The 24,511-nt window shown below is 41.0% G+C and carries 17 protein-coding genes; 8 read left to right on the forward strand and 9 right to left on the reverse strand.

The window, feature by feature from the left end; all coding sequences use genetic code 11:
• The first annotated feature begins 64 nt into the window (after positions 1-64).
• From ABJK37_RS01925 to ABJK37_RS01940, 4 genes are all read left to right on the forward strand, one after another.
• On the forward strand, positions 65-3,124 hold the full coding sequence (locus ABJK37_RS01925) for a TonB-dependent receptor (RefSeq protein ID WP_348349553.1): 3,060 nt from the start codon (positions 65-67) through the stop codon (positions 3,122-3,124).
• Between the two features lie 349 nt (positions 3,125-3,473).
• Positions 3,474-4,346, forward strand: coding sequence for an NAD(P)-dependent oxidoreductase (locus ABJK37_RS01930; protein WP_348349555.1), 873 nt, complete (start codon positions 3,474-3,476; stop codon positions 4,344-4,346).
• Positions 4,347-4,510: 164 nt separating this feature from the next.
• Positions 4,511-4,867, forward strand: coding sequence for a cupin domain-containing protein (locus ABJK37_RS01935; RefSeq protein WP_348349557.1), 357 nt, complete (start codon positions 4,511-4,513; stop codon positions 4,865-4,867).
• A gap of 193 nt (positions 4,868-5,060) precedes the next feature.
• Positions 5,061-7,301 (forward strand): heparinase II/III family protein, encoded by a 2,241-nt coding sequence (locus tag ABJK37_RS01940; RefSeq protein ID WP_348349559.1) that lies wholly within the window; start codon positions 5,061-5,063, stop codon positions 7,299-7,301.
• A 234-nt stretch (positions 7,302-7,535) separates the two neighbouring features.
• Here the strand turns inward: ABJK37_RS01940 and ABJK37_RS01945 are convergent, their stop codons facing one another.
• The 3 genes from ABJK37_RS01945 to ABJK37_RS01955 form a co-directional block, all read right to left on the reverse strand.
• Positions 7,536-8,612 (reverse strand): class I mannose-6-phosphate isomerase, encoded by a 1,077-nt coding sequence (locus ABJK37_RS01945; protein WP_348349561.1) that lies wholly within the window; start codon positions 8,610-8,612, stop codon positions 7,536-7,538.
• A gap of 75 nt (positions 8,613-8,687) precedes the next feature.
• Positions 8,688-9,929: an Nramp family divalent metal transporter gene (locus tag ABJK37_RS01950; RefSeq protein WP_348349563.1), complete on the reverse strand. Its 1,242-nt coding sequence runs from the start codon at positions 9,927-9,929 to the stop codon at positions 8,688-8,690.
• Between the two features lie 192 nt (positions 9,930-10,121).
• Positions 10,122-11,132, reverse strand: coding sequence for a LacI family DNA-binding transcriptional regulator (locus tag ABJK37_RS01955; RefSeq protein ID WP_348349565.1), 1,011 nt, complete (start codon positions 11,130-11,132; stop codon positions 10,122-10,124).
• A gap of 122 nt (positions 11,133-11,254) precedes the next feature.
• Between ABJK37_RS01955 and manD the strand changes: the two genes are divergently transcribed.
• The 4 genes from manD (at position 11,255) to ABJK37_RS01975 (ending at position 15,908) form a co-directional block, all read left to right on the forward strand.
• A complete protein-coding gene (manD, locus tag ABJK37_RS01960) occupies positions 11,255-12,472 on the forward strand; it encodes a D-mannonate dehydratase ManD (protein WP_348349567.1) in 1,218 nt (405 codons plus the stop codon).
• Positions 12,473-12,523: 51 nt separating this feature from the next.
• A complete protein-coding gene (locus ABJK37_RS01965) occupies positions 12,524-13,663 on the forward strand; it encodes a Gfo/Idh/MocA family oxidoreductase (protein WP_348349569.1) in 1,140 nt (379 codons plus the stop codon).
• Between the two features lie 11 nt (positions 13,664-13,674).
• A complete protein-coding gene (locus ABJK37_RS01970; protein ID WP_348349571.1) occupies positions 13,675-15,417 on the forward strand; it encodes a transporter in 1,743 nt (580 codons plus the stop codon).
• A 296-nt stretch (positions 15,418-15,713) separates the two neighbouring features.
• A complete protein-coding gene (locus ABJK37_RS01975; RefSeq protein WP_348349573.1) occupies positions 15,714-15,908 on the forward strand; it encodes a hypothetical protein in 195 nt (64 codons plus the stop codon).
• A gap of 507 nt (positions 15,909-16,415) precedes the next feature.
• On the opposite strand, the gene mutT is transcribed toward ABJK37_RS01975, so the two are convergent.
• The 6 genes from mutT to ftsA form a co-directional block, all read right to left on the reverse strand.
• On the reverse strand, positions 16,416-16,814 hold the full coding sequence (mutT, locus tag ABJK37_RS01980; RefSeq protein ID WP_348349575.1) for an 8-oxo-dGTP diphosphatase MutT: 399 nt from the start codon (positions 16,812-16,814) through the stop codon (positions 16,416-16,418).
• Positions 16,815-16,907: 93 nt separating this feature from the next.
• The gene (gene secA / locus ABJK37_RS01985; RefSeq protein ID WP_348349577.1) at positions 16,908-19,601 is read right to left on the reverse strand and encodes a preprotein translocase subunit SecA; all 2,694 of its coding nucleotides are present in this window, start codon (positions 19,599-19,601) and stop codon (positions 16,908-16,910) included.
• 145 nt (positions 19,602-19,746) lie between these two features.
• A complete protein-coding gene (locus ABJK37_RS01990) occupies positions 19,747-20,655 on the reverse strand; it encodes a M23 family metallopeptidase (protein ID WP_348349579.1) in 909 nt (302 codons plus the stop codon).
• A 246-nt stretch (positions 20,656-20,901) separates the two neighbouring features.
• Entirely contained in the window at positions 20,902-21,816 is a 915-nt protein-coding gene (lpxC, locus tag ABJK37_RS01995; RefSeq protein WP_215930263.1) for a UDP-3-O-acyl-N-acetylglucosamine deacetylase, read from the reverse strand.
• Between the two features lie 151 nt (positions 21,817-21,967).
• Entirely contained in the window at positions 21,968-23,140 is a 1,173-nt protein-coding gene (ftsZ, locus tag ABJK37_RS02000; RefSeq protein WP_348349581.1) for a cell division protein FtsZ, read from the reverse strand.
• A 96-nt stretch (positions 23,141-23,236) separates the two neighbouring features.
• Entirely contained in the window at positions 23,237-24,466 is a 1,230-nt protein-coding gene (gene ftsA / locus ABJK37_RS02005; protein ID WP_215930265.1) for a cell division protein FtsA, read from the reverse strand.
• Positions 24,467-24,511: the final 45 nt, after the last annotated feature.

Below are 24,511 nucleotides of genomic sequence, written 5' to 3' on the forward strand. Positions count from 1 at the left end.
AAAACGTAAACAAGTAAAATTTCACATACCGATTAAAACTCATTGAAAAATGAATGGAGAACGCATGAAAACTAAACTAAATAAAATCAGCTCGGTACTAAAAAGTACTAGCGCACATTCAGCGATATACAGCGCAGCTGTAGTCGCAATTTTGGCAGCTCCCACAGTTTCAGCACAACAAGCGGCTCCCGAACAAGCTGTTGAAGTCATCGAAGTTTCAGGAATTCGTAGCTCACTAACGAGCGCACTACTTGAAAAACGTGAATCAACCAACCTAATTGAAGTAATTGAAGCTGAAGATATCGGTAAGTTACCCGACCAAAACTTGGCAGAAGTATTAGAAAATGTAACAGGTATTCAAATAACAAGAACAGCTGGTGTGGGTACCGGTGTTCAAATCCGTGGTTCAAATTCGAACAATGTCCTAATAAACGGCGTGCAAACAGTAGGCGCTGGAACTGGACGTGGCGGTATAAGTTTCGAAGACGTTTCAGCGTCAATCATCGCAGGTGTCGAGGTGACAAAAGCTTCGGACGCAAAAACTATTGAAGGCTCTGTAGGCGGTACAGTTAACTTAAGAACAATTCGTCCTTTAGAACTGAGCGAGCAATTAATTAATGTTCGTATTCAAGGCGAAGACAGCAGTTTAACAACTGATGGCATCCAGCCACGTTTTTCTGCCGTTTATGGTGATAACTGGGAAGTAGACAGCGGAAAATTTGGTTTTGTTCTGAGCGGAAGTATTACTCGACAAGAGTCTTCATCTTTCCGTCCTCGTGTTGACCGTGATGGTAGTTTAGTCGAAAACTGTGATGCAGTTGTTGTACGTAGCGGAAGTGTTGAAGACGTTGCTAACCGCCCTGTTTGTCAAGATTTCGACTTCCTTGGAATTCAGTTCTTAAATCAAGAATATGAAAACTATGAGTACGAAACCACTAACATTTCATCAACCTTCGAGTTTGCTCCAAACGACAACACTAAATTTTTCTTAGATGTTGTGTTAACTGATCAAGAACGTCGTCAAGATAGTACTCGTGTCCAAGGTTCGGGTGTAAGTTCAGTACTTAACCAAAATCTACCCACTGAATTTGAAACCATTAACTTTGGCTCTTTAGACGGAGTAGAGCTTGGCAGTATTCAAGCTGCGGTGCGTGGTGTTGTCGAGCCCGATTTAGCTAAGGACGACGATGATCCTAACTTACGTTTTAGTAGTGACACTGGTGCCCGTTTGACCGATACCAGCCTTTTCCGATTTGGTGGCGAGTGGCAAGGTGACAATTTGTTCGCTAGTTTTGAAATATCTTCAGCAAGTTCTGACACCACAAATCCAAATTTAAGCACCACTTTAAATTTCATTAACCCGCACGCTCCGTTAGACGGTCTTGATGAAGACGGCAACATTACTTCAAACACAAGTAATGATAACGCTGTGCCATTTATCTATGATTTAACAGGTGGAGCCTTAACCTTTGGCATCAACTTTGATTCACCATTTGCGCCAACTGTTGCAGAATTATTAGATCCCGCCAACGTTGTATTAGACCAGGTTGATGTGGGTCGTAATGAAACAAACAACTCATTAGACGCTGCTCGTGCAGATTTCAGTTATTATTTAGAAGACTCCCCTATTACTTCTATCGATTTTGGTTTACGTGTCAGCAAACGCGAAAGTACTTACAACCAAATAACCGATAGAATTGGTGGTTTCAGTAAGATGGTAGATAGCCCAAGTGGTTCTTTGTTCGCTGATATATTGGTTCCAGGACCTAGCAACTTTGGTGACGCTGACGGCCGTGAGTTGGCAATGCGTAATTTCATTATCGTCGATCCTGACTTAGCCTTTAATAACCCTGATTTTGTGTTAGATACGTTAGAATCAGCACTAATCGCTCATGATTCTTCACCTGATTTATCATCGTTATCCCCTTCATCTTCAGCATTTTTTAGTATTTCTGAAGAGACTCAAGCTATATATGCACAAGCAAACTTCGAGTTTGAAAACGTTGTGGGTAATATAGGCGTTAGACACCTGAAAACGACTGTTGATTCCACAGGTAATACTATTACTGACAGTGGTTCAGAATTAACTACTATTTCTGGTGATTACAGCTATACCTTACCAAAAGTGAACATTGTATTTACGCCACATGATGAAGTAGTGTTGCGATTAGGTTGGGGTCAAGATATTCGTCGTCCAGATTTTTCTGATTTGAATACCTCTGTGTCTTTCCCTTCTAACATTAACCAATCAGTTTCTATTGGTAATCCGGGGTTAGAACCACAAGAGATAACAACGTTAGATTTATCTGCTGAGTGGTATTTTACTGAAGCTGCAGTAGTAAGCATCGGTTATTTCGATAAAGAAATCAGTAACCTGTTCGTTTCTACTTTGGATTCTTCACCAACAGATGCTAACGGTTTCTTTTCTACCGATCCTTCATGTTCTGGTGGTGGTATCTATAACCCAGCAGCTCAAGGCGATGACTTTCTTGCTCCTCTGGGCGTGACTGGCGCTTGTGTAGATAAAAATACTCAAGTAAACGACCCTGCTAAAACCACCCAAACAGGTATCGAAATGGCGGTTCAATATGACCTGTCTAGTTTTGAAGATGACTTAGGTTGGGCATCAGGTTTTGGTTTCATGGCTAACTATACAATCCAAGAATACAAAGGCGGTTCAACAGTTAACTCTTCGGCTGGTCGTGGTACTGATATCTTTAACGCGATTAACGGCATTTATAACGATGCAGATTTTGTCACAGTTAATGCCGTTCAAGGCCTTTTAGACTTTTCTGAAAATGCTTATAACGTGACGGCTTACTATGAGAAGTTTGGTTTATCTGCACGACTTCGTTACACATGGCGTGAAGCTTTCCGTACCGACGATACTGCAGGTGGAGCATCACGTAACTCTACTTTAGGTTTCCCGGTTTATACTCACGACCGCGGACAGCTTAATGCAAGTGTTAGCTATGATGTTAACGAACAACTAAACATAGGTGTCGAAGCTGTTAACTTGACTGAGTCTGATATTACACAATCTTGTGTAAATGAAGATGCAATGCTGTGTTTCCAAGGATTGGCTGACCGTCGTATTACCTTCGGTGCTAGCTATCGTTTCTAAGAACAAAATCCGATAGTAAAAGTCAATTTGAGCGCTACTCTTGGCGCTTCGCTACCTCCAAACATAAAGTTGGAGGTAGCACATAACTTCTGTATTTCTAGGTTTAAAATTAGTTTCGGAACAATTTGAAAAGTAAATGAAACGACAATAATTTTGGAAGTTAAAAAAACACAATTATTACCAATTACTTTACCAATATTAACAAATATTATTACCAATTTAATTACCAATAGTGTAAATTAGACGGATGAAAAGGATTAGTCTAAATACGACTACAAATTAACCCGTTGAGCTTGTGATAAACCCAAAGCAAACAGCAAACTAACATCACTATAATTAGGAATTATTTATGACAAAACCTACCATTGGCTTTATTGGCCTTGGCCTTATGGGCAGTAACATGGTTGAAAACCTTCAGAAAAAGGGATTTGAACCAATTGTAATGGACCTAAATAAGGACGCAGTTGCCGCCGTAGTTGCTCGCGGTGCCACTGAAGCAACCTCTCCCGCTGAACTGGCTGCTGCCTGTGACATCGTTATGCTTTGTCTGACAACTTCTAACGTTGTTGAAAAGTTGGTTTATGCAGATGATGGTATATTAGCTGGCATCAAAGAAGGCGCAGTCTTAATTGATTTTGGCACTTCTATTCCAGCTTCTACTCGTAAAATCGGTGCCGACCTAGCTAAAAAAGGTGCGGGCATGGTTGATGCGGCACTTGGGCGCACGCCAGCACATGCTAAAGATGGCTTGCTTAACATTATGGCTTCGGGCGACCAAGCTACGTTCGACAGTGTTAAATCTGTTCTTGAAATGCAGGGCGAGAATGTCTTCTACTTGGGTGCATTAGGTGCAGGTCACACGACTAAGTTAATCAATAATTTCATCGGTATGACAACTGTTACCGCTATGTCGCAAGCTTTCGCCGTTGCAGAACGTGCTGGTGTAGATCGCCAACAACTTTTCGACATTATGTCTACTGGTCCCTCTAATTCGCCATTTATGCATTTTTGTAAAAATTATGCCGTTGACGGTGTGAGCGACTTAGGTTTCTCAATAAACAACGCCAACAAAGATTTAGGCTATTTCCTTGAGATGGTAAATGATTTAGGTACCACAGCTAAGATTGCAGAGGGCACTTCTGCGCACCTTCAAGCTGCAGTAGATGCAGGTATGGGAAATGGTAACGTTCCAGAAATTTACGACTACTTTCTTAAGCTATAGAAATAATTGAAGAGTGATCAGAGAAACATAACGTAAAAAATTGTGTTCCGTTATTAAGCCTCTTAACTTAGAGGCTTTTTAGTTCTGATGACCCTAGGATGCTTTTCGACATAAAGTAAATCCGATGACAGACTAGCCGAAATTGGGCTGAATAGGAGATAAATATGAGCCAGAGTGAACACTTTTTATTTGCTGACAAAACTGAAATTGAAGATATTGGCGGTGGTTTAAAGCGTCAAATGTTAGGTTATAACCACGAATTAATGGCAGTAAAAATTTGGTTCGAAAAAGGTGCGATTGGCTACAATCATGCACATCGACATTCACAAGTAACTTACGTTGTAGAAGGCGAATTCCATTTTAATATTGATGGAGTAACCAAAATTTTAAGAGCGGGCGATAGCTGCTTGATACCACCCTTTGCAGATCATGGAGCAACCTGTCCCACCGGTGGCATTCTAATAGATACCTTTAGCCCTGCCCGAGAAGACTTTGTAGAGGGTTTGTCAGCCCCAGAATAACTGTGGCGTATGACTGCGTACTTAAACTCCTTATTGGTTGATAAGACGTTTGAGTATGCAATCAAATTTTTGTTACACCAACAGATTGTTATTGGCGTGCCAACAGCAAATTTGTAGCGACGGGGTACTCCCCAATAAAACCAAATTTTCTAGACTAACAAGAAAGTAAGTTGTTAGATAAAGGACACCTAAAATGCACTTAAGAAAACTCACAGCACTCTTATTATTTGCAGTCGCAATTACGTCACCGCTTTTATTACAAGCACAGCCACATCCGAACTTAATTTTAACCAAAGAAGGTGTACAGAAAGTAAGGGAACATTTGGGCAAAGTGCCTTTATTTGACGCTACTGTTCAAAAAGTAAAACAACAAGTTGACGCTGAAATTGCATTTGGGATCGACACCCCAATTCCTAAAGATTTTTCTGGTGGTTATACCCACCAAAGACACAAAATAAATTTTCTTATCGCACAAAAAGCGGGCGCACTTTATCAAATTTTACAGGATGATAAATATGCGAAATACATCAAGGATATGCTGTTTCAATATGAAGCAATGTACAAGGACTTACCTGTGCATCCACAAGAGCGTTCTTATGCTCGCGGCAAGCTATTTTGGCAATGCCTAAATGACAGTAACTGGCTGGTTTATATGAGCCAAGCCTATGACGCGATTTACGATACTCTCAGCAAACAGGAGCGTGACAGGTTAGAAAATAACCTTTTTCGACCTTTTGCTGACTTTATTTCTATTGACAATCCACAGTTTTATAACCGAGTTCATAACCATAGTACCTGGGGTAACGCAGCCGTTGGCATGATCGCTCTTGTAATGAATGACGAAGAGTTATTACAACGGGCTTTATATGGCATTGAAGACGATGGTCTTGAGATTGGTGGTAAAGACAATGACGGCGGTTTTATCAAAGTTGCTGGTCAAAAAGCGGGGTTTTTAGCTAACTTGGAAGAGCCCTTTTCACCGGATGGTTATTATACAGAAGGTCCATATTACCAACGCTATGCCATGTATCCTTTTTTGATTTTTGGTTTAGCCATGTACAATGCTAAACCTGAAATGCAGGTTTTTGAGCACAAAAACAATGTACTGCTTAAAGGGGTAAACGCCCTTCTCAACTTATCCGATGCTGATGGAGAGTTTTTTCCCTTAAATGACGGACAAAAAGGCATGTCTTACTATACCGCGTCTTTAGTAACAGCGGTTGATATTGCCTACCAATATGGCAATCAGAATCCTCAACTGTTGAGCATTGCTGAAAAACAGAATGAAGTATTATTAGACCAATCTGGCCTTGCAGTGGCGATGGGGATCCGCGATGGCAAGTCTCAACCCTTTGTAAAAAATTCTATCAATTTATCCGATGGTCCCAATGGTAAACAAGGTGGCGTTGCTGTGCTGCGTTACGGTAATGAAGATCTAACCTTAGTGTTTAAATATGCGGCACAAGGCTTAAGCCATGGCCACTATGACAAACTTTCTTTCTCTTTATACGAAAAAGGTGACGAAGTGCTTCAGGACTATGGACTGGCGCGTTTCGTTAACATTGGACAAAAAGGTGGAGGTAATTACCTTAAAGAGAATAAGACATGGGCCAAAACCACCATTGCACATAACACTATCTCACAAAATGAAATGATGCATTTTGGCGGCAAATACGAAACAGCCAGTCAACATCACTCTGAACTATATTTTTATGATGATTCCAATAAAGACATTCAAGTTGTCAGTGCAACAGAAAACAACGCCTATCCTGGCACAAAATTACACCGCACTATGGCCGTGATTAAAAGTGACGGTTTCGAGAAGCCCTATTTATTGGATATTATGAAAGTAGAGTCTGAGAAACAGAATCAATATGACCTACCTTTCTATTTTATGGGTCAAGTATTGAGCCAAAACTTTGCCTATGAGTCTCCTACAACCTTATCTCCATTAGGTAAAAGCAATGGTTATCAACATTTATATTTGGAAGGTAAAGGGCGGCCTACTGGCAGCACCACTCAATTTTCATGGTTAGGACAGGGAAAGTATTACACCTTAACTTCGGCCACAAATAAATCTGATGAATTATTACTGACTCGGTTAGGGGCAAATGATCCGGACTTTAATTTGCGCAGAGAAGCGGCGCTGATGATCCGCAGAAAGGATAGCGACGACACAACTTTTGCCACTGTTATTGAACCACACGGCAGCTATAGCCCTGTTTCAGAATTGTCAGTGAATTCAAACAGTAACATTGCTGAATTGAAGGTAGTACACGACGACCTAAACTACACCGCAGTTTCAATCAAAGATGTAAAAGGTAATAGCAGAATGTTTATCTTGGCCAATAAAAATGCCGCGGCTAACAAACAACACAAAGTTAAAATTGCTGGCAAAACTTTCAATTGGACCGGGCCTTATCACTTCAACTAATAAGGAAAAGAGCACCCGCTCCTCACCTCACTAATTTATCCAAGCGAAGGCTCTACATACATAGAGCCTTTTCTTTTTTGCATATTTTTCTGAATATATTGCCTGTCAAACCGTTCTACGAAAATAGGATAATAGCCAACCAGCAAGGTGTATCTATCCCCTATCTCCTATACCGAGATCAAATGGGATTATCCTGATCCACGTTGAAGTTATTCTATGTGGTTAGTCAGGCTGTTAACTGTTTCCTGGGTAACACTCCAAAATCGACATACCTGTGTGTGATTGATATTCAAAGCGTTTCACACCAGCCGGGCAGAAAAAGCGCTCCCAACGCTTAAGTTGAATCACTTCCCCATCAATACAAATTGTGCCCTCACCTTGAGTCACAATACCATAGAAAAAGGCCTGCTCTTGGCGGTTAAAATTGCCTGTGACAGATGCTCTTTTTACTGTGAAGCAAGACGTTTTATCGGCACCGATTAGCTCTTCTAGGCAATTACCCTTGTTATCTGTAGCAAGGGTTTTAGGCAAACAACGAAATTCCGCGTCAATATCTTCAGGAGCAATAGGATCATAGTTAAACACGTCTAGCGCTGTATCAATATCTCTTCCCATAAACCTTGCTTGCTCAGGGATGACAAAACCGCCGCGCTCAAACTCAAACCTGACAGCCAGATCCGAGGGCTCCATAATTTCCAACATAAGTATGCCGGCACCTAAAGCATGAGGGCGACCACCTGGTAGCAGAAATACATCCCCAGGTTTAACTGGAATACGGTCGAAACAACTCTCTATGGATTGTATATCTTGTGTTTCAATCCACTCTTTCAACTGCTTACGACTAGGTGAACGTTGAAAGCCAGCATAAATGTATGGCTCACTTACGTCTTCGCGGGTTTCAAGAATAACATAAGCTTCAGTTTTGCCACGAGGCATACCTAATCGCTGCTGTGCAAACTCTCGGGTAGGATGCGCTTGAAAGTGTAAACGAGTTGCACTATCTAAATATTTAACCAGAGGAATATCGTCCATCGAACGGATAGTGTCACCAGCCTTTCCTAGAAAATATTCTTGATTCTTTTGCAATAAATCTCTAAACGGGACAGACCTACCCGCTTCATCTTTCACCATGGCCAATCCTTCTGACACATGCTCACGCCCAACATTGCGAGCCTCAACAGTAGAGCCAATCCAATCTTCAGGGAAACTTGAATCTTGGGGTTCTACTTTGCCTTCAATAGTATCCAGCAATTTACCCCCTTGGTAGGTTCGCCAAACACGATTGGAGTCGAACTTCATTATTTGATTCATAGTGTTGTTTCCGTTATTCCTAGAAGTGAAGATTTTTGAAATTACTAAACCTATATTTGAGTTTGTTCTTCTTATTTATATTGCTTTCAATGTAGCAACAATGCCACTGAGGCTCATGTAACTCATAACTAACGCAAAAACAAAAATTAGCAACAATATCAGATTGACCCTAGATGAAAACTTGTGCGCTCCCATTAGGTCTTTTTTGTTTCCCAAAAAAGCAATACAAAAAACCGTAGCAGGCAAGACTAAGGCACCAAAAGCTTGAGAACCTACCATGACCGCTATCGGCTTAGCGTTAAAAATAGGTACGATTAAGCCAAGTAAGGAAATAACTAGCGCCATGACTCTGTAACTTGGTCTTTTGAGGTTAGGTTGACGCTCATAAAAGTCATCCAACAACCAGGGTAACAAAGCGACATTAGGAAACTGTGAAGACACCCCAGCTGCGATTAAACCAATTGTAAAAATAGCGACTGCCGCGGACCCAGCTAGAGGCTCTAACAAATAGATCATTTGGGTTACATTGGTTAGGCTAATTCCTTGTGCAAATAAGGCCCCTGCGGCGGCGGCCATTATTGAAGTGCTGACAATAAACATCAAAAAAGCAGAAAACAGAGCATCTCTGTTTTGAGTTTTAAGATCAGCTAACGTCCAACCTGCTTCTTTGACGAGTATGGTACGTAAGATAAATAACCCAGAAAAAACCGTTGTTCCGACCATGGAGGCGATGACCAAAAACGAACTCTTATTAGGTCCAGTATCAGGTACATTAGGTATCATTCCGTTTAGAATATCTAAAGCCGGCGGCATCAAAATGAAAAAATTAATCAGAAAACATAGAGCCATAATGGCGACAAAAAAAGCCAATACTTTTTCAAATACTTGAGTCTTACCAATCAGAAAAATAATATAAACAAAGGCAATAAAAAACACTGCAAAATAAAGTGGAGCGATACCAGCCTCTACAAAATTCTTCGACCACTCAAAACAAACGTCAGCTAATATACCCATCACACCGATAACACTTCCGCATATTTGAGTCGTGAGTGCCACTATAAAAAAGCCACCAACAAGAGGGTGAATATTCTTCTTGAATGATTGAAGTGCAGTCTGACCTGTTACTAAGGTAAATTTACCAAACAGTTGAATCAAAAAATAGGTAATGGCACAAGAGATAAATATGGTCCATAACAGAGACATACCATAATCTGCTCCAGCTTTAGCCATGGCGGTGACACTACCAGTGCCTACCGTAAATCCGAATAAAAAGATCCCCGGCAATAGGGATTTAAAAAATGTTTTGACGTTATGCATTATATAAATTACCGGAAGTTTGGAAGTGCGCGATTACCGAGTCAATTCGAAAAAATCAAAAGTAATCAAACAACTAAACCGATTTAGTTAATACTTATAGTAACCGTTGTCATTATGAGCTGTCAATCATTAGCAGGGCTATCACAAGAGCTCCTACCGACAACCAATTAACAGCACGCAAGAGTTTGTTATTTAAAGTATTTTTATACAGGATTGTCGTTCAGTGACAGAGCAAGCAATCATCAGTTTTTGAGCGTTTTTAGCTTTGTCATTTATATTCTCTAACAGTAACTTAGCTGCCTCTTTACCGATAATATAAGGTTCTTGTTTGACTACAGTAATGGGGACTTTGAAAAATTCTGCCATGGGGATATCGTCGAAACCAATGAGTGAAACATCTTCGGGTATTGATATTTTTGCTTGGTTTAATTGACTCAAAAGCTCAGTAGTAATAGCTAAATGCTGAGTAAAAAAGGCGCTAGGAGCAGTACTCGATTCTAGGATACTTATAGGTGAATGTTCGAATCCAGTTTCGCGATGCCAATACTGAATGAGATTTTTATCCAAAGCAATATTGTGACGTTCAAGTGCAGATACATAGCCGAGGTAGCGGTCATTTCTTGATTTTACATTTTTAAATTCTTGAGTGACAAAACATATTTTCTTATGTCCTAAACGAATCAAATACTCAGTTGCGTCGAACGCGGCTTGGCGGTAGTCAGACAAAATAAGATTCTTTTCATTGCCATCGTGTTCTAACTGAAAGTGAACGATAGGCATACCTTTTCCTATATAGTCAGAGATCAGTTTGTTGTTTCCTCCTGACGACGCGATAATAATGCCATCAACCCTTAATTGATAAAGCGCCTCTAGGGATTTAGCTTCGATATCGGGGTCAAAATCAGTGTTGTATATTAGGGCGTTATAACCACAAGTTTTACAGAAATCATCGACTCCACGAATAGTGTGGCTCGTATCAAATCCGGTAATGTCCCTTACAACTACACCTATAGTTTTGGTCCTATCAGCTTTTAAGTTTCTGGCGATAGGATTGGGAACATAATCTAACTCCTTAATCGCTGCTCTAATGCGCTCCTGCGTTTCCTTTGACATATAATCAAAACGGCCATTAATGTATTGAGATGCGGTGCTTTTTGAAACACCCGCTAACTCTGCCACATCCACTAATTTTACTTTTGCCATCGATTTACTTCTGTAAAAAATCTAAATTTCTGAAAGTTGACATTCTGCAAGAGTATGATAATTTAATCAACTAAACCGGTTTAGTAAAACGGTATTTATACGATTCGAAGAGAGATCATTAGGTGAAAATTACAGAAATTAAAGTGTTTGTTTGTAGCCCCGGTAGAAACTTTGTCACCGTGAAAGTAATAACAGACTCGGGTATCTATGGCTTTGGCGATGCCACTCTTAATGGACGTGAAATGGCGGTTGTCACTTACCTAGAAGAGCATCTTGCGCCATGCCTAGTTGGCCGCAATGCTCACGACATTGAAGATATTTGGCAATACCTCTACAGAGGCGTTTATTGGCGCAAAGGCGCAGTAAACATGGCAGCTATTGCTGCGATTGATATGGCCTTGTGGGATATAAAAGGTAAAGCAGCTGGCATGCCTGTTTATCAATTGTTAGGTGGCAAAAGTAGGCGTGCTGTAACCTTATACGCCCATGCCAGTGGTGAAACTATTGACGACACGCTAGATCAAACTGAAAAGCATATAAAGCAAGGCTTCAAGGCCATTCGATTGCAGTGTGCAATACCTGGATTAAATGTGACTTACGGCGTTCTGGGAGATAAAACAGATTATTTCGAACTTCAAGGTAGTCGACCTTTGCCACCAGAAGAACGATGGTCCACACCAAAGTATTTCAACATGGTGGGGGAGCTTTTTCGTAAGGCACGAGAGCGCTTTGGTAACAACATTGATTTATTGCACGACGTGCACAGCCGCTTAACACCGATTGAATCTGCCAGATTGGGCAAGTTATTAGAGCCCTACAACTTATTATTTTTAGAAGATGCCTCCATTGCAGAAAACCAAGACAGTTATAAGGTAATTCGTGAGCATACAACTACCCCCCTCGCTATAGGCGAGACCTATAACACCATATGGGACTGCAAAGAGCTCATTCAAAATCAACTAATCGATTACATCAGAATGGCAGCGACTCATGCAGGGGGAATAACCGCGCTGCGACGCATTGCTGATTTTGCAAGTATTTATAATGTCAAAACGGCCCCACATGGTGCACCCGACCTCTCCCCTATTTGTTTTGCTGCGCACATGCATTTAAACCTTTGGGCCCCCAACTTTGGTATTCAAGAATTTGTTGGTTTTGGTAATGACCATTCAAAGCGTATTTTTAAGCATACTGCTGAAGTGAAAGAGGGTATGGCTTATTTAAGTGATGCCCCAGGCTTAGGAATTGAATTTGACGAAGAAGCAGCAAAAGAATACCCCTATAAACGCTCTTATTTACCAGTCAGCCGTTTGGAAGATGGCACAGTGTGGAATTGGTAAGCGCATCGTTTTTATGATTAATTGGGTTGGTGAAAAATCAGGAAAAATACCATGAATAAAAAGATACGAGTATTAGTACAAGGTACCGGATTTGCTGGTCAGGGACACACAGCAGCGTTCAGAGATATGGGTGCTGAGGTTGTCGGCATAGTGGGCAGAACAGAAAGTGTCGTGCAACAAGTCGCCAAAGAATTAAATATTCCCTATGCTGGGACTGACTGGAAACAAGCGCTGATCGATTGTAAACCAGATGTAGTCTCAATCGCCACTCCAGGTGGCGTCCATGAAGAGCCTATCCGTCAAGCAATAGAGTTTGGTTGCCACGTGTTTAGTGATAAACCTCTGACCCATAGTGGTGAAACGGCTAAAAAGCTGTATGAACTAGCCATTGAAAAGAAGGTAAAAACAGCCTTTGCATCCAGTTTCAGGTATATGCCTGAAGTGATCCACGCTAAAAGATTAGTGGCCTCTGGTGCGATTGGCGAGCCATTAGAAGTGGAATACATATCGCACTTTAATCTGGAGCGAAATATTCCTTTTGGCTGGTCTCATAGAAAAGAAGACGGTGGCGGTCGTTTAAACAACAACTTCACCCATAAGTTATCGATTACCACCTCAATTATAGGTGAAAAAATCTTATCAATTATGGGGGAAGTGCGTGATGACCTAGGTCGAGCTCCTATAGTTGAAGGTGTGCATAACTTCAAAACACGACGTGATTTTATTCCTGAATATATTGATGACCCTTCGCTAAAATGGGGGGAATCAAATGTGGAATGGTCTTATACAGTCTTAGCGCAACTAGAAAGTCCAATCGCTCAAAAACCGGTATCTGTGATGTTTAAACACGGTGGTTTGCATCCACGCTTTAATGAAGATCATATCGTCATTTATGGTAGTAAAAGCGCCCTATATATCAAAGGCCATTATGCCAGCGGACCTCTGTATATGTACGATAAAAACAATGAATGGGTCGAAGTTGCGCTACCTGAAGATATTGCCAAAAACATTCCCAATGTTGAAGGCGATACAGAAAGAAACTGGCGTTATCTAATTAAACAATTAATCAGTGATATTAAAGGCGAAGACGTCGCCCCTTATCAAACCTTCAAAGAAGGCGCTCAATATCAACAACTAATTGATCTTATTCGTAAAAATGACAATTGGGTTGACGTTAGTCATCTCCAATAAAAGGGTTACCCATGTTTTATGAATACTTAGTGATTATTGGTTATTTTTCACTCATTATCGGTATTGGTTTTGCTTTCAAAAATATGGCTAAAAACTCTACCAGCGACTACTTCCGTGGTGGCGGTCGTATGCTGTGGTGGATGGTGGGCTCTACGGCGTTCATGGCACAGTTTTCAGCTTGGACTTTCACCGGAGCGGCAGGTAAGGCATTTACTGACGGTTTCGCGATTACCTTGGTCTTTTTTGCCAATACCTTTGCGTATTTTTGTGGCTGGCTGTATTTCTCAGCACGATTCCGGCAAATGCGTATTGATACCCCCACAGAGGGGATCAAGCGGCGCTTTGGTAGTCAGAACGAAACATTTTTTTCATGGGCTCTGATTGTTTTCAGCTTTATCAATGCCGGTGTATGGCTAAATGCCTTAGGTGTGTTTGCCAGTGCCGTTTTTGAAGCGGATATTACCCTTACTATCATAGTGACTGGACTCACTGTTGTATTTGTATCAGTCCTATCAGGGGCGTGGGGGGTGGTTGCCTCCGACTTTGTGCAAACCCTAATTGTGGCAGTTATTTCAATAGCTTGTGCCATTGTGGCGCTTGTTATGGTCGGTGGACCTATTGCGTTAGTGAATAACTTTCCAACAGATTTTGTGTTGGGTCCCGACATGAATTATGGCGTAATTTTAGTGGCTTCTTTTGTGTTCTTTTTAGCCAAACAAATGATCACTATCATGAACATGCACGACTCATTTCGGTTTTTGAATGCTAAAGACTCAGCTAACGCTCGAAAAGCGTCGTTACTTGCCATGATATTAATGGGGTTTGGCAGTATTATTTGGTTTATTCCCCCCTGGGCTGCTGCCACTTTATATCCTGATGCAGCAGCAGCTTACCCCGAACTCGGTAATAAAGCGGCCGATGCTGTGTATTTGGTGTTTACTCGTAATGCCATGCCAGTGGGCACAGTAGGCTTGCTATTGGCTGGTTTGTTTGCCGCAACTATGTCTTCTATGGATTCCGCATTAAATAAAAACGCTGGAATTTTTGTCAGGAGTCTTTATCAACCTATGCTGCTTAAAAGGAATAAAAGCGTAGATGATAAACACCTGCTTAAAGTCAGTCGTATTGTTAGTTTCGTAAGTGGTATTTTAGTAATAGTGGTGGCGCTGTTTTTTAAATCCTTAAAAGAATTAAGCCTATTCGAATTAATGATGAACATGTCAGTCATGATTCAAATGCCTTTACTCATCCCTTTGATTTTTGGCCTATTCATTAGAAAAACACCGCAGTGGGCGTCTTGGGTGACTGTCGCCATTGGGCTTTTTGTATCTTGGTTTACGGCCAATATATTTACGCCTGATGTGTTAGCAGATTATATTGGATTACAGCAAGCATTCACACGCCGCGAATTTATAGACATCAACTTAATAATCACCATAGCGGCACACTTAGTGATAACCGCTGGATTTTTCTGCTCAACAACATTTTTCTATAAGCAAGAGAAGGATCAACATAGACAGGAAACGGATCGCTTCTTTGATGATCTAGGCAAAGCTGTGATTGCTGATTTTGAGCAAGATGAATATGACAAACAACAGCGTCACAAACTCGGCTCTATGGTTATTTTTATGGGAAGTGGTGTATTCGCCATGATATTGATCCCGAACCCTATGTGGGGGCGAATGGTGTTTCTACTGTGTGCATTAGCAATATTAACAGTTGGTTTTTTACTTAAAAGAAGCGCCAAGCCTTAGCTTTATTTAACTAACGTAGTTTTAAACACTTTGGGACAGTGAATTGCTGTCCCTTTTGTCATGGGTGAATAATCAAAATGTTTAGCAAAATAATTGCACACCTCTTTATTTAGAGTTTTGTTAGTTTAAGCCTAGCTTGCAACCTATTATCTGAACCTGACCAAGTCACTTTAAGCCATGGCACCGATAATTCTAGCGCCTATGTCGCCATTGAAACGGCTCAGCATGTACAAATAATTTTTACGTCAGACAATGGTAAATGGCAAGGACAGTGGGACTTTTACCCCGATAGGTGCATGAGCCAAGGTTACCATTATTGGGTGCAATATGAAGGGGTCCCTGGGGGCGAAATGGATGACGATGATTTTTGGTATGCGTCAATTGATGACAAGGCGCATTCTATTAAAGAAAGCAATATTGGAGACTTACCCGCTCTTGAGTGGTTTGCATTTGGTGATAAAAAAAACGCTGATATGATTTATTTAACCTGAGCTCGGGTTAAGACGTGCCGCGTCCTATGAAGTCAATCTAATAAAAACAATAGGTTATAATCTTACTATTTATCTAGCCGCCAATTTAATGCATCCAGTGCTGATTTTATTGTGTTTATCAAGGCGAGCTTGTGAAGCAATAGCCAGCTATTGAGAGCAAGTTCAACGAAGTTAGGCGCAATAATAGCGGTGCTGGACGGTATGGCTTATCCCGAGTTCAGGTTATTTACTCCGCCATCAAGATGATAACTATCCTGAAAATTACGTGAGTAGACCCTATATGACAGTATTAGGCTTTGGCTGTAGCGACAAAAATAAATATCTCAACACTCCGCAAACATTTTCAATTGGCTTCGTAGAATAAACTAACTACAAAGATGTAGAACAAGCTGTCAAAAGAGTGATTCAATAGTTTGGTGAAAAATAGAGCTGAAGAATATTATTTACCCCCATTTGAATAAAATGGGTTACCGCACTAATGAGCCTTAATGGCTTGTTTTTGTATTGCTAATGATCAGTCGACAGTTCAGATAGCTTATCAATAATCACTTTATTCGCATCTGGAAAAGTAAACTGAGTTAGGTCCTTTATTTCTACCCATTGGCTTTGTTGTCCTTCTTGGTGACTCGCCTCTCCTTCAAACTCCTCCACCAGACGTACATCTAGACGAACTTTTTTGTCACCATAATCGTGTTCAATCAACATCAACGGGCTTTGCTTAGTAACCTGTATGCCAATTTCTTCCGATAACTCCCTAACCAGTGCTTGCTCAATGGTCTCATTCGCTTCACGTTTACCACCAGGAAATTCCCATTTACCACCTTGATGTAACGCATCTGAGCGCTTGCTGATGTAGATTTTATTACCTTGTTTAATTACACCAACAGCGACTTCAACTATTTTCATAAGGGCTTCTCTTGTTATCCACAAACATCTAAAACAAAAAAGTCGGACATGAGTCCGACTTTAATGGAAATTACTCGTTTAAATTAACTTAATTTAACTTAATTTTCCATGACACTGCTTATACTTTTTACCTGAACCACAAGGGCATGGATCATTTCGGCCAACTTTTGGTCCCTGACGTATGCCCGTTTTAGTGGGCTCAGGTTTACTCGCTGATTCATGTTCAAATTTCTTTGGTGTTTCGTCGGCTTGACGTCTTTGCTCTTCTACCGCTTCAACGTCTTCTTGCGCTTTAACCTGAACTTTACTTAAAATAGTGACCACTTCGACTTTGAGAGCTTCTAACATTTCTGAAAACAGTTCAAAAGACTCACGTTTGTATTCTTGCTTAGGGTTTTTCTGTGCATAACCACGTAAATGAATACCTTGGCGCAAATGATCCATAGCAGCCAAATGTTCTTTCCAGTGGCTATCTAGGTTTTGAAGCATCACCGCTTTTTCAAATTGCCTGATGACCTCTGGACCAACAATCTCTTCTTTAGCTTTATAGGCTGCGTTTACTTCAGCCAAAACCTTTTCACGAAGCTTTTCTTCATAGAGTTTGTCGTCTTCATCTAACCATTTTTGAACTGGCATTTCGGTTAAAAACTCTGCTTTGAAACGCTCTTCTAAGCCGGCCACATCCCACATTTCCTCTAAAGACTGGGGAGGAATATATTGGTCTAGAATACCATTGACCACATCTTCACGGATCACTTCGATGGTTTCACTGATTTCGCCTTCGTCTAATAACTCATTACGCTGCTCATAAATAACTTTTCGTTGATCATTAGCAACATCATCATATTCAAGCAATTGTTTACGCATATCGAAGTTACGACCTTCAACTTTACGTTGGGCATTTTCGATAGCTCTGGTTACCCAAGGGTGTTCAATCGCTTCACCACGCTCCATGCCCAAACGCTTCATCATATTGCCCATTTTTTCAGAGGCAAAGATACGCATCAAAGCATCATCAAGTGACAAGTAAAAACGTGAAGAACCTGCATCCCCTTGGCGACCCGAACGGCCACGCAATTGATTATCGATACGACGTGATTCATGACGCTCGGTACCTATAATATGCAATCCTCCTGCTGCCAAAACGGCGTCATGAGCGACTTTCCATTCTTCCTTAATTTTTTCTACTTTACTCGGCTTAGGATCGTGGATTTTGTCGATTTCTGCCTGCCAGTTACCACCTAAAACGATATCCGTTCCCCTACCTGCCATATTCGTGGCAATGGTAATGGCACCTGGTTTACCTGCTTGAGAAACAATATCCGCTTCTTGTTCATGGAACTTAGCATTGAGTACTTTATGAGGTATTTTTTCTTTTTTCAAAATGCCCGATATCAATTCCGAATTCTCAATTGAGACGGTACCCACTAGCGCTGGTTGACCACGTTTGACACAGTCTTTGATATCTTCAACTATGGCTTCGTATTTTTCTTCCGCAGTTAAGAAAATCAAATCCGCTTTGTCTTTACGTACCATAGGTTTATTGGTTGGAATAACAACAGTATCCAGACCGTAAATACTTTGAAATTCAAAGGCTTCGGTATCGGCTGTACCTGTCATACCAGAAAGCTTCTCATACAAACGGAAATAATTCTGGAAGGTTATAGACGCTAATGTTTGGTTTTCATTTTGAATGCGCACACCTTCTTTCGCTTCTACTGCTTGGTGTAACCCCTCAGACCAACGACGCCCTTCCATAGTACGTCCAGTGTGTTCGTCAACTATAACGATTTCGTTATCTTTAACGATATAATCCACGTCTTTGGCAAACAGTTTATGTGCTCGTAGTGCTGCATTAACATGATGCAGTAATGAGATATTAGCGGCAGCAAACAAAGATTCTTCTTCTGGTAAGATACCTTCGCGTTGTAAAATTTGTTCTACAAATATCTGACCATTTTCAGTCAAATGAATTTGCTTACCTTTTTCGTCAATGGTGTAGTGTCCATCACCCGTTTCACCTTCTTCATCTTCTTTTTCTTGCTTAGTTAGCTCAGGGATAATGACATTTATTTTTCGATATAACTCAGAGCTGTCTTCGGCTTGGCCAGAAATAATAAGAGGTGTACGAGCTTCATCAATAAGAATCGAATCTACTTCATCAATTACAGCAAAATGTAGCCCTTTTTGAACACGATCATTCGGACTAAATGCCATATTGTCGCGTAAATAATCGAAACCAAATTCATTGTTTGTGCCATAGGTGATATCGGCGGCGTAAGCGTCTCGTTTTTGTTGAGGATTCAAACCCGGAATATTACAACCTACAGTTAAGCCCAAAAACTCAAACAAAGGTCTACTCCAGTCAGCGTCTCGACTAGCTAGATAATCATTAACAGTAATAACATGAACGCCTTTGCCTGATATCGCATTGAGGTAGGTAGGCAAGGTAGACGTCAGTGTTTTACCTTCACCAGTACGCATTTCTGCAATTTCACCTTGATGTAGCACCTGACCACCGAGCATTTGCACATCAAAATGACGCATTCCGAACACTCGCTTACTGGCTTCACGAACCACAGCAAAAGCTTCGACCATAATATCATCTGTGGTCTCATCTTTTTCTAAGCGCTGTCTAAATTCGCTCGTTTTGTCTTTAAGCTGTTCATCAGATAAAGCTTCGTATTCAGTTTCTAGTTGATTAATAAGGTCAACAGACTTACTTAGTTTTTTAATTGTCCGGTCGTTTCGACTGCCGAATATTTTGGTGAAGATACTAGAAAACATCTATTTACAGCTTCCAATCTAAAAGATTAATAATTTTATTTGATCATCAAGTCACAACAACCCATGATCAAACCCTGTACTAAAATAAAACAATCGGCCCAGAGAGCCGATTGTTAATAATGAAATTTTGCCCCATTAATGTGGATTAGGAGCTTTTGCGATATACGTAAGGTAATGGATCCTGCTGCTTACCTTTGCGTATTACCTCATAATGCACGTGTGCTCCAGTAGAGCGCCCCGTATTGCCCATGACAGCGATACTTTGGCCTTTTGTCACTACATCGCCAATCTTAACATTAAGTTCTTTATTGTGCCCGTAACGCGTAACTAAGCCGTCTCCGTGATCAATCTCGACCAAATTACCATAACCGTATCGTGCTCCAGACCAAGTGATAATCCCGGCTCCGGTAGCTAAAACAGGCTCACCTTCTTTACCGGCAAAATCAAGCCCTTTATGCATCGCGGGCAAGCCACTAAAGGGGTCTTTACGAATACCGTAATAAGATGACAACCAACCAGATGAAATAGGTTTACCCTCTAAGCGTCTCTCCTGCTCTATATGGTGACTGAGCATGATAGATTCAAGGGCTGTGAGTTCTTGGGTTTTACTTTGGATGGTTTCTAACATGCTCGTCATTTGCGACAAAAGCACATCTTGAACTTGAATATCTACGGGACTGCTATCCAAAGGACCGCCCATACTAGGTATTTGATTGAAACTAAACTCTTCAGGATTCAGATTGGCTCTTTCAACCAAGCGAGATCCTAAAACATCTAAGCGTTGAATTTGGCTTTGCATATCTGCCAATTTAAGCATTACACCGGTTAAACGTTGTTCCGTTGAAGATTTGAGTAAATTTACTTCATTAGCCTGTTGCTCGAGGCCAGCCTTTGCATACTGGATCCTCGCAATATTTTCGTCTGGAGAATGAGTGGAGCGACCAGAAACAAAGAAAAATCCACAGATCGCTAATAAAGCTACAAGCAATTTGGGCTTGTCGATATTGAGCACAAAACGTGCTTTATTACTTTTAAAGAGTAACGTTAATTTCATTACTATTGACTGCCTTTCAACATGGACTCAATATACTTTGAGTTTAATTCACCAAGCCATAAACTAACAGCATAACAAGTTATATCAATTACAACATACTGTTGATTTTTTATACCAACCGGATTCCAAATAGAATCTCTTCAATTAGGAAATAATCAACAATTGTGCATATGTATTATTGATAACTCTCTCACTATGTTATTTGGCTAGTTTATTGTCAACTAGTCAAGCGACACAAATTAAGACTTAATTAGTCAATAATACCGGAGCAAAGCTGATAGGCATCTCTTCTGGGGTGTTATAACCAACAAATTCCCAACATTCTTTATTTTGCAACAAAGCGTTAAGTAATTTGTTATTTAACCCATGGCCTGTTTTATAAGCCACTAACTCACCAATAATACTATGCCCACAAAGATATAAGTCACCAATAGCATCCAGTATTTTGTGCTTCAAAAACTCATCAGGGTAACGTAACCCTTCAGGATTAAGTACTCTATATTCATCTAAGGCGACCGCATTTTCCATGCTGCCTCCTAAGGCCAAATCATGTGAATTCATATATTCAAGATCTTTCATAAATCCGAATGTACGCGCACGACTGACTTCGTCGACGTAAGACGACGAGTCGAAGTCCAAAACCATATGTTGTCGAGTCTGACTAATTACTGGGTGTTCAAAATCAATTCTAAAATCTACCCTAAAACCGTCATAAGGACGAAACTCAGCCCATTTATCACCGTCTTCTACTTTGATAGTTTTATTGATTTTTATAAACTGCTTAGGTGCATTAAGTTCTTCAATGCCAGCTGATTGTAACAAAAAGATAAATGGACTCGCGCTACCATCCATAATAGGTAGCTCATCACTGTCTACTTCTACAATTATATTATCAATACCTAGCCCAGCTAAAGCTGATGCTAGATGTTCAACTGTAGAAATTTTCGCACCATCGTCATTGCTGATACATGTACATAACATTGTATCACCTACAGATTCTGCGCGAGCCGGAATATCAGCATAAGGCTCAAGATCAACGCGGCGGAATACGATTCCCGTATTCGCCGGCGCTGGCCGGAGAGTCATAGTGACCTTGTCACCTTTATGCAGACCAATTCCTGTCTCTTGCACAGATTGTTTGATAGTGCGTTGTTTGATCATAACCTTTCAGCTCAATAGCTTATTAGAATAAAAAGCGGCACGCATAGTACTAAAAAACCTTATTTTTGTCAAAATACTGTCATGTTTAGCTTAATGGCTGTCTTAGCCAAGCTATCAGACCGAGTATTAACTAAATAATTCACTTTTAGTGCTAATCAGCTTGTTTACGCAAGAATGCTGGGATATCTAGATATTCCAAATCGTTGCCTTGCTCAGCTTTTTCTTCACTCACTACTGTTTTTGCTGTTTCAGGCATAACATTCGCGCTAGGCATCACATTTGAACCATTAGCTTGAAGTTTGAATTCGTGTGCGTCAGCTACCACTTTATTTGCTCTATTGGACACCAAAGAAATGTCAGGTTTCTTTTCGGCGCCAATTCCCGTTGCTACAACTGTTACGCGCAATTCATCACTCATTTCCATGTCGATTACTGTACCCACAACAACGGTAGCGTTTTCTGAAGCGAACGCTTTAACAGCATTACCAACAGTTTCAAACTCATCAATAGAGAAGTCTGGACCGGCGGTAATATTGACTAGAATACCTCTTGCACCGGACAAATCGATATCTTCCAATAGAGGGCAAGCGATTGCACTTTCTGACGCTTCTTCCGCACGATCTTCACCTGACGCGCTACCATGGCCCATCATTGCAGTACCCATTTCAGACATAACCGTTCTTACATCTGCGAAATCCACGTTGATCAGACCTGGGCGGGTAATCAGCTCTGCAATACCTTGCACCGCACCGCTTAAGATATCGTTAGCTGCGCTAAAAGCTTGTAGTAACGGCGTACCCTTACCCATTACTTTCAATAGCTTTTCATTAGGAATTGTGATTAACGAATCTACATATTTAGATAACTCTTCAATACCCTGATCGGCAAAGTCGGTACGTTTTCTACCTTCAAATGGGAAAGGTTTAGTTACCACAGCAACAGTCAAAATACCCAGTTCTTTGGCTACTTTCGCGACTTCTGGCGCTGCCCCGGTACCTGTTCCTCCCCCCATTCCTGCAGTGATAAATACCATATCAGCGCCTTCAAGGCTCTGGCGTATGGTTTCTCTATCTTCTTCTGCAGCCTGACGACCAATATTAGGGTTCGCGCCGGCACCTAGACCTTTGGTTACCCCTGATCCAATTTGCAACGTCACGTTTGCTGATGAACTACGTAACACCTGAGCATCAGTATTGATGGCAATAAACTCTACACCTTCAATATTCTGCGCAACCATGTGCTCGATAGCATTACCACCACCACCGCCAACGCCAATAACCTTAATTACCGCTTCTTCGCTATGACTATCCATTAACTCAAACATTTTTACTCTCCGGTTTGTACATAAAAGCAGTCAGAAATTCTTCCTTGTCTGCTGCTCATTTTTTATTGCTCAATTTGTGTGTTAAAAAATCAACTTTTAAAACTCACCCTTGAACCAACTTTGAATTCGTTGCCACATTCCGTCACTTGCTTTGTTTTTCATAACAAGCTGACTTATGACATGTTCTTTTCCGTATTGCAGTAAACCTACCGCAGTAGCAAATTTTGCATCTTCGACATATTCAGACAAACCCTTCATTCCTAAAGGCTCCCCTACTCGAACCGGCATTTGGAAAATTTCTTCTGCAAATTCAACTGCACCTTCCATTTTTGCCGTGCCGCCAGTTAATACTATGCCCGCAGCGATTTGCTCTTCTAATCCACTGGCGCGAATTTCATCATGAACCAGTTCAAACAGTTCTTGATACCTAGGTTCAATTACCTCTGCCAGTGTATGTCTCGACATAGCTCTTGAAGGCCTACCTCCAACACTATGCACTTCAATGTTTTCTTCCATGCTAACCATGTCTTTCAAAGCACATGCATGTTTAATTTTGATCTCTTCAGCATGACTGATTGGGGTACGGAATATTTTGGCAATATCACTGGTAATTTGGTTGCCAGCCGCAGGAATCACTGCGGTATGGCGAATCGCACCATCGGTGTAAATAACCATATCGATAGTCCCCCCACCAATATCCACTACACACACACCTAACTCTTTTTCATCATCGGTTAATACCGCATAACTAGACGCTAACGCCGAAAATATTAATTGGTCGGCTGTGAGCTCACAACGCTCAACACATTTAACTAAATTTTTAGCCATGTCATCAGCACAAGTAATAATATGTGCCTGCGCTTCCATTCTCACTCCAGACATACCAATCGGATTTTTAATACCTTCCTGTACGTCTATCGTAAATTCTTGAGGCAACACATGTAACAATCGACGCTCAGCCGCAATAGGCACAGAGCGAGCGGCATGCACCACATTGTCTACGTCTTCTTGGGTCACTTCCTGATTATTAATCGGCACCATACCGCTTTCATTTTGGCATTTTACGTGGCGGCCTGATATTGACATAAACACCGAAGATACACTGCAGTCCGCCATCAATTCCATTTCGTGCACCGCACGTTTGACCGATTGCACTACCAAGTTGAGGTCGTTTACTCCTCCTTTATCCATGCCTTTTGACGAATGGCTGCCTACACCGACAATGCTAATAGTGTTGTCATGCAACAACTCGCCCACTACGGCCTTCACATTGCTGGTGCCTATGTCTAAGCCAACAATTAGGCTTCTTTCTGTACCCTTAGACATATTGCTCAACTCTGTCATTCATCACATTCACCACACTCACGTTAA

This window comes from Paraglaciecola sp. (assembly GCF_039964565.1).
Lineage (GTDB): Bacteria > Pseudomonadota > Gammaproteobacteria > Enterobacterales > Alteromonadaceae > Paraglaciecola.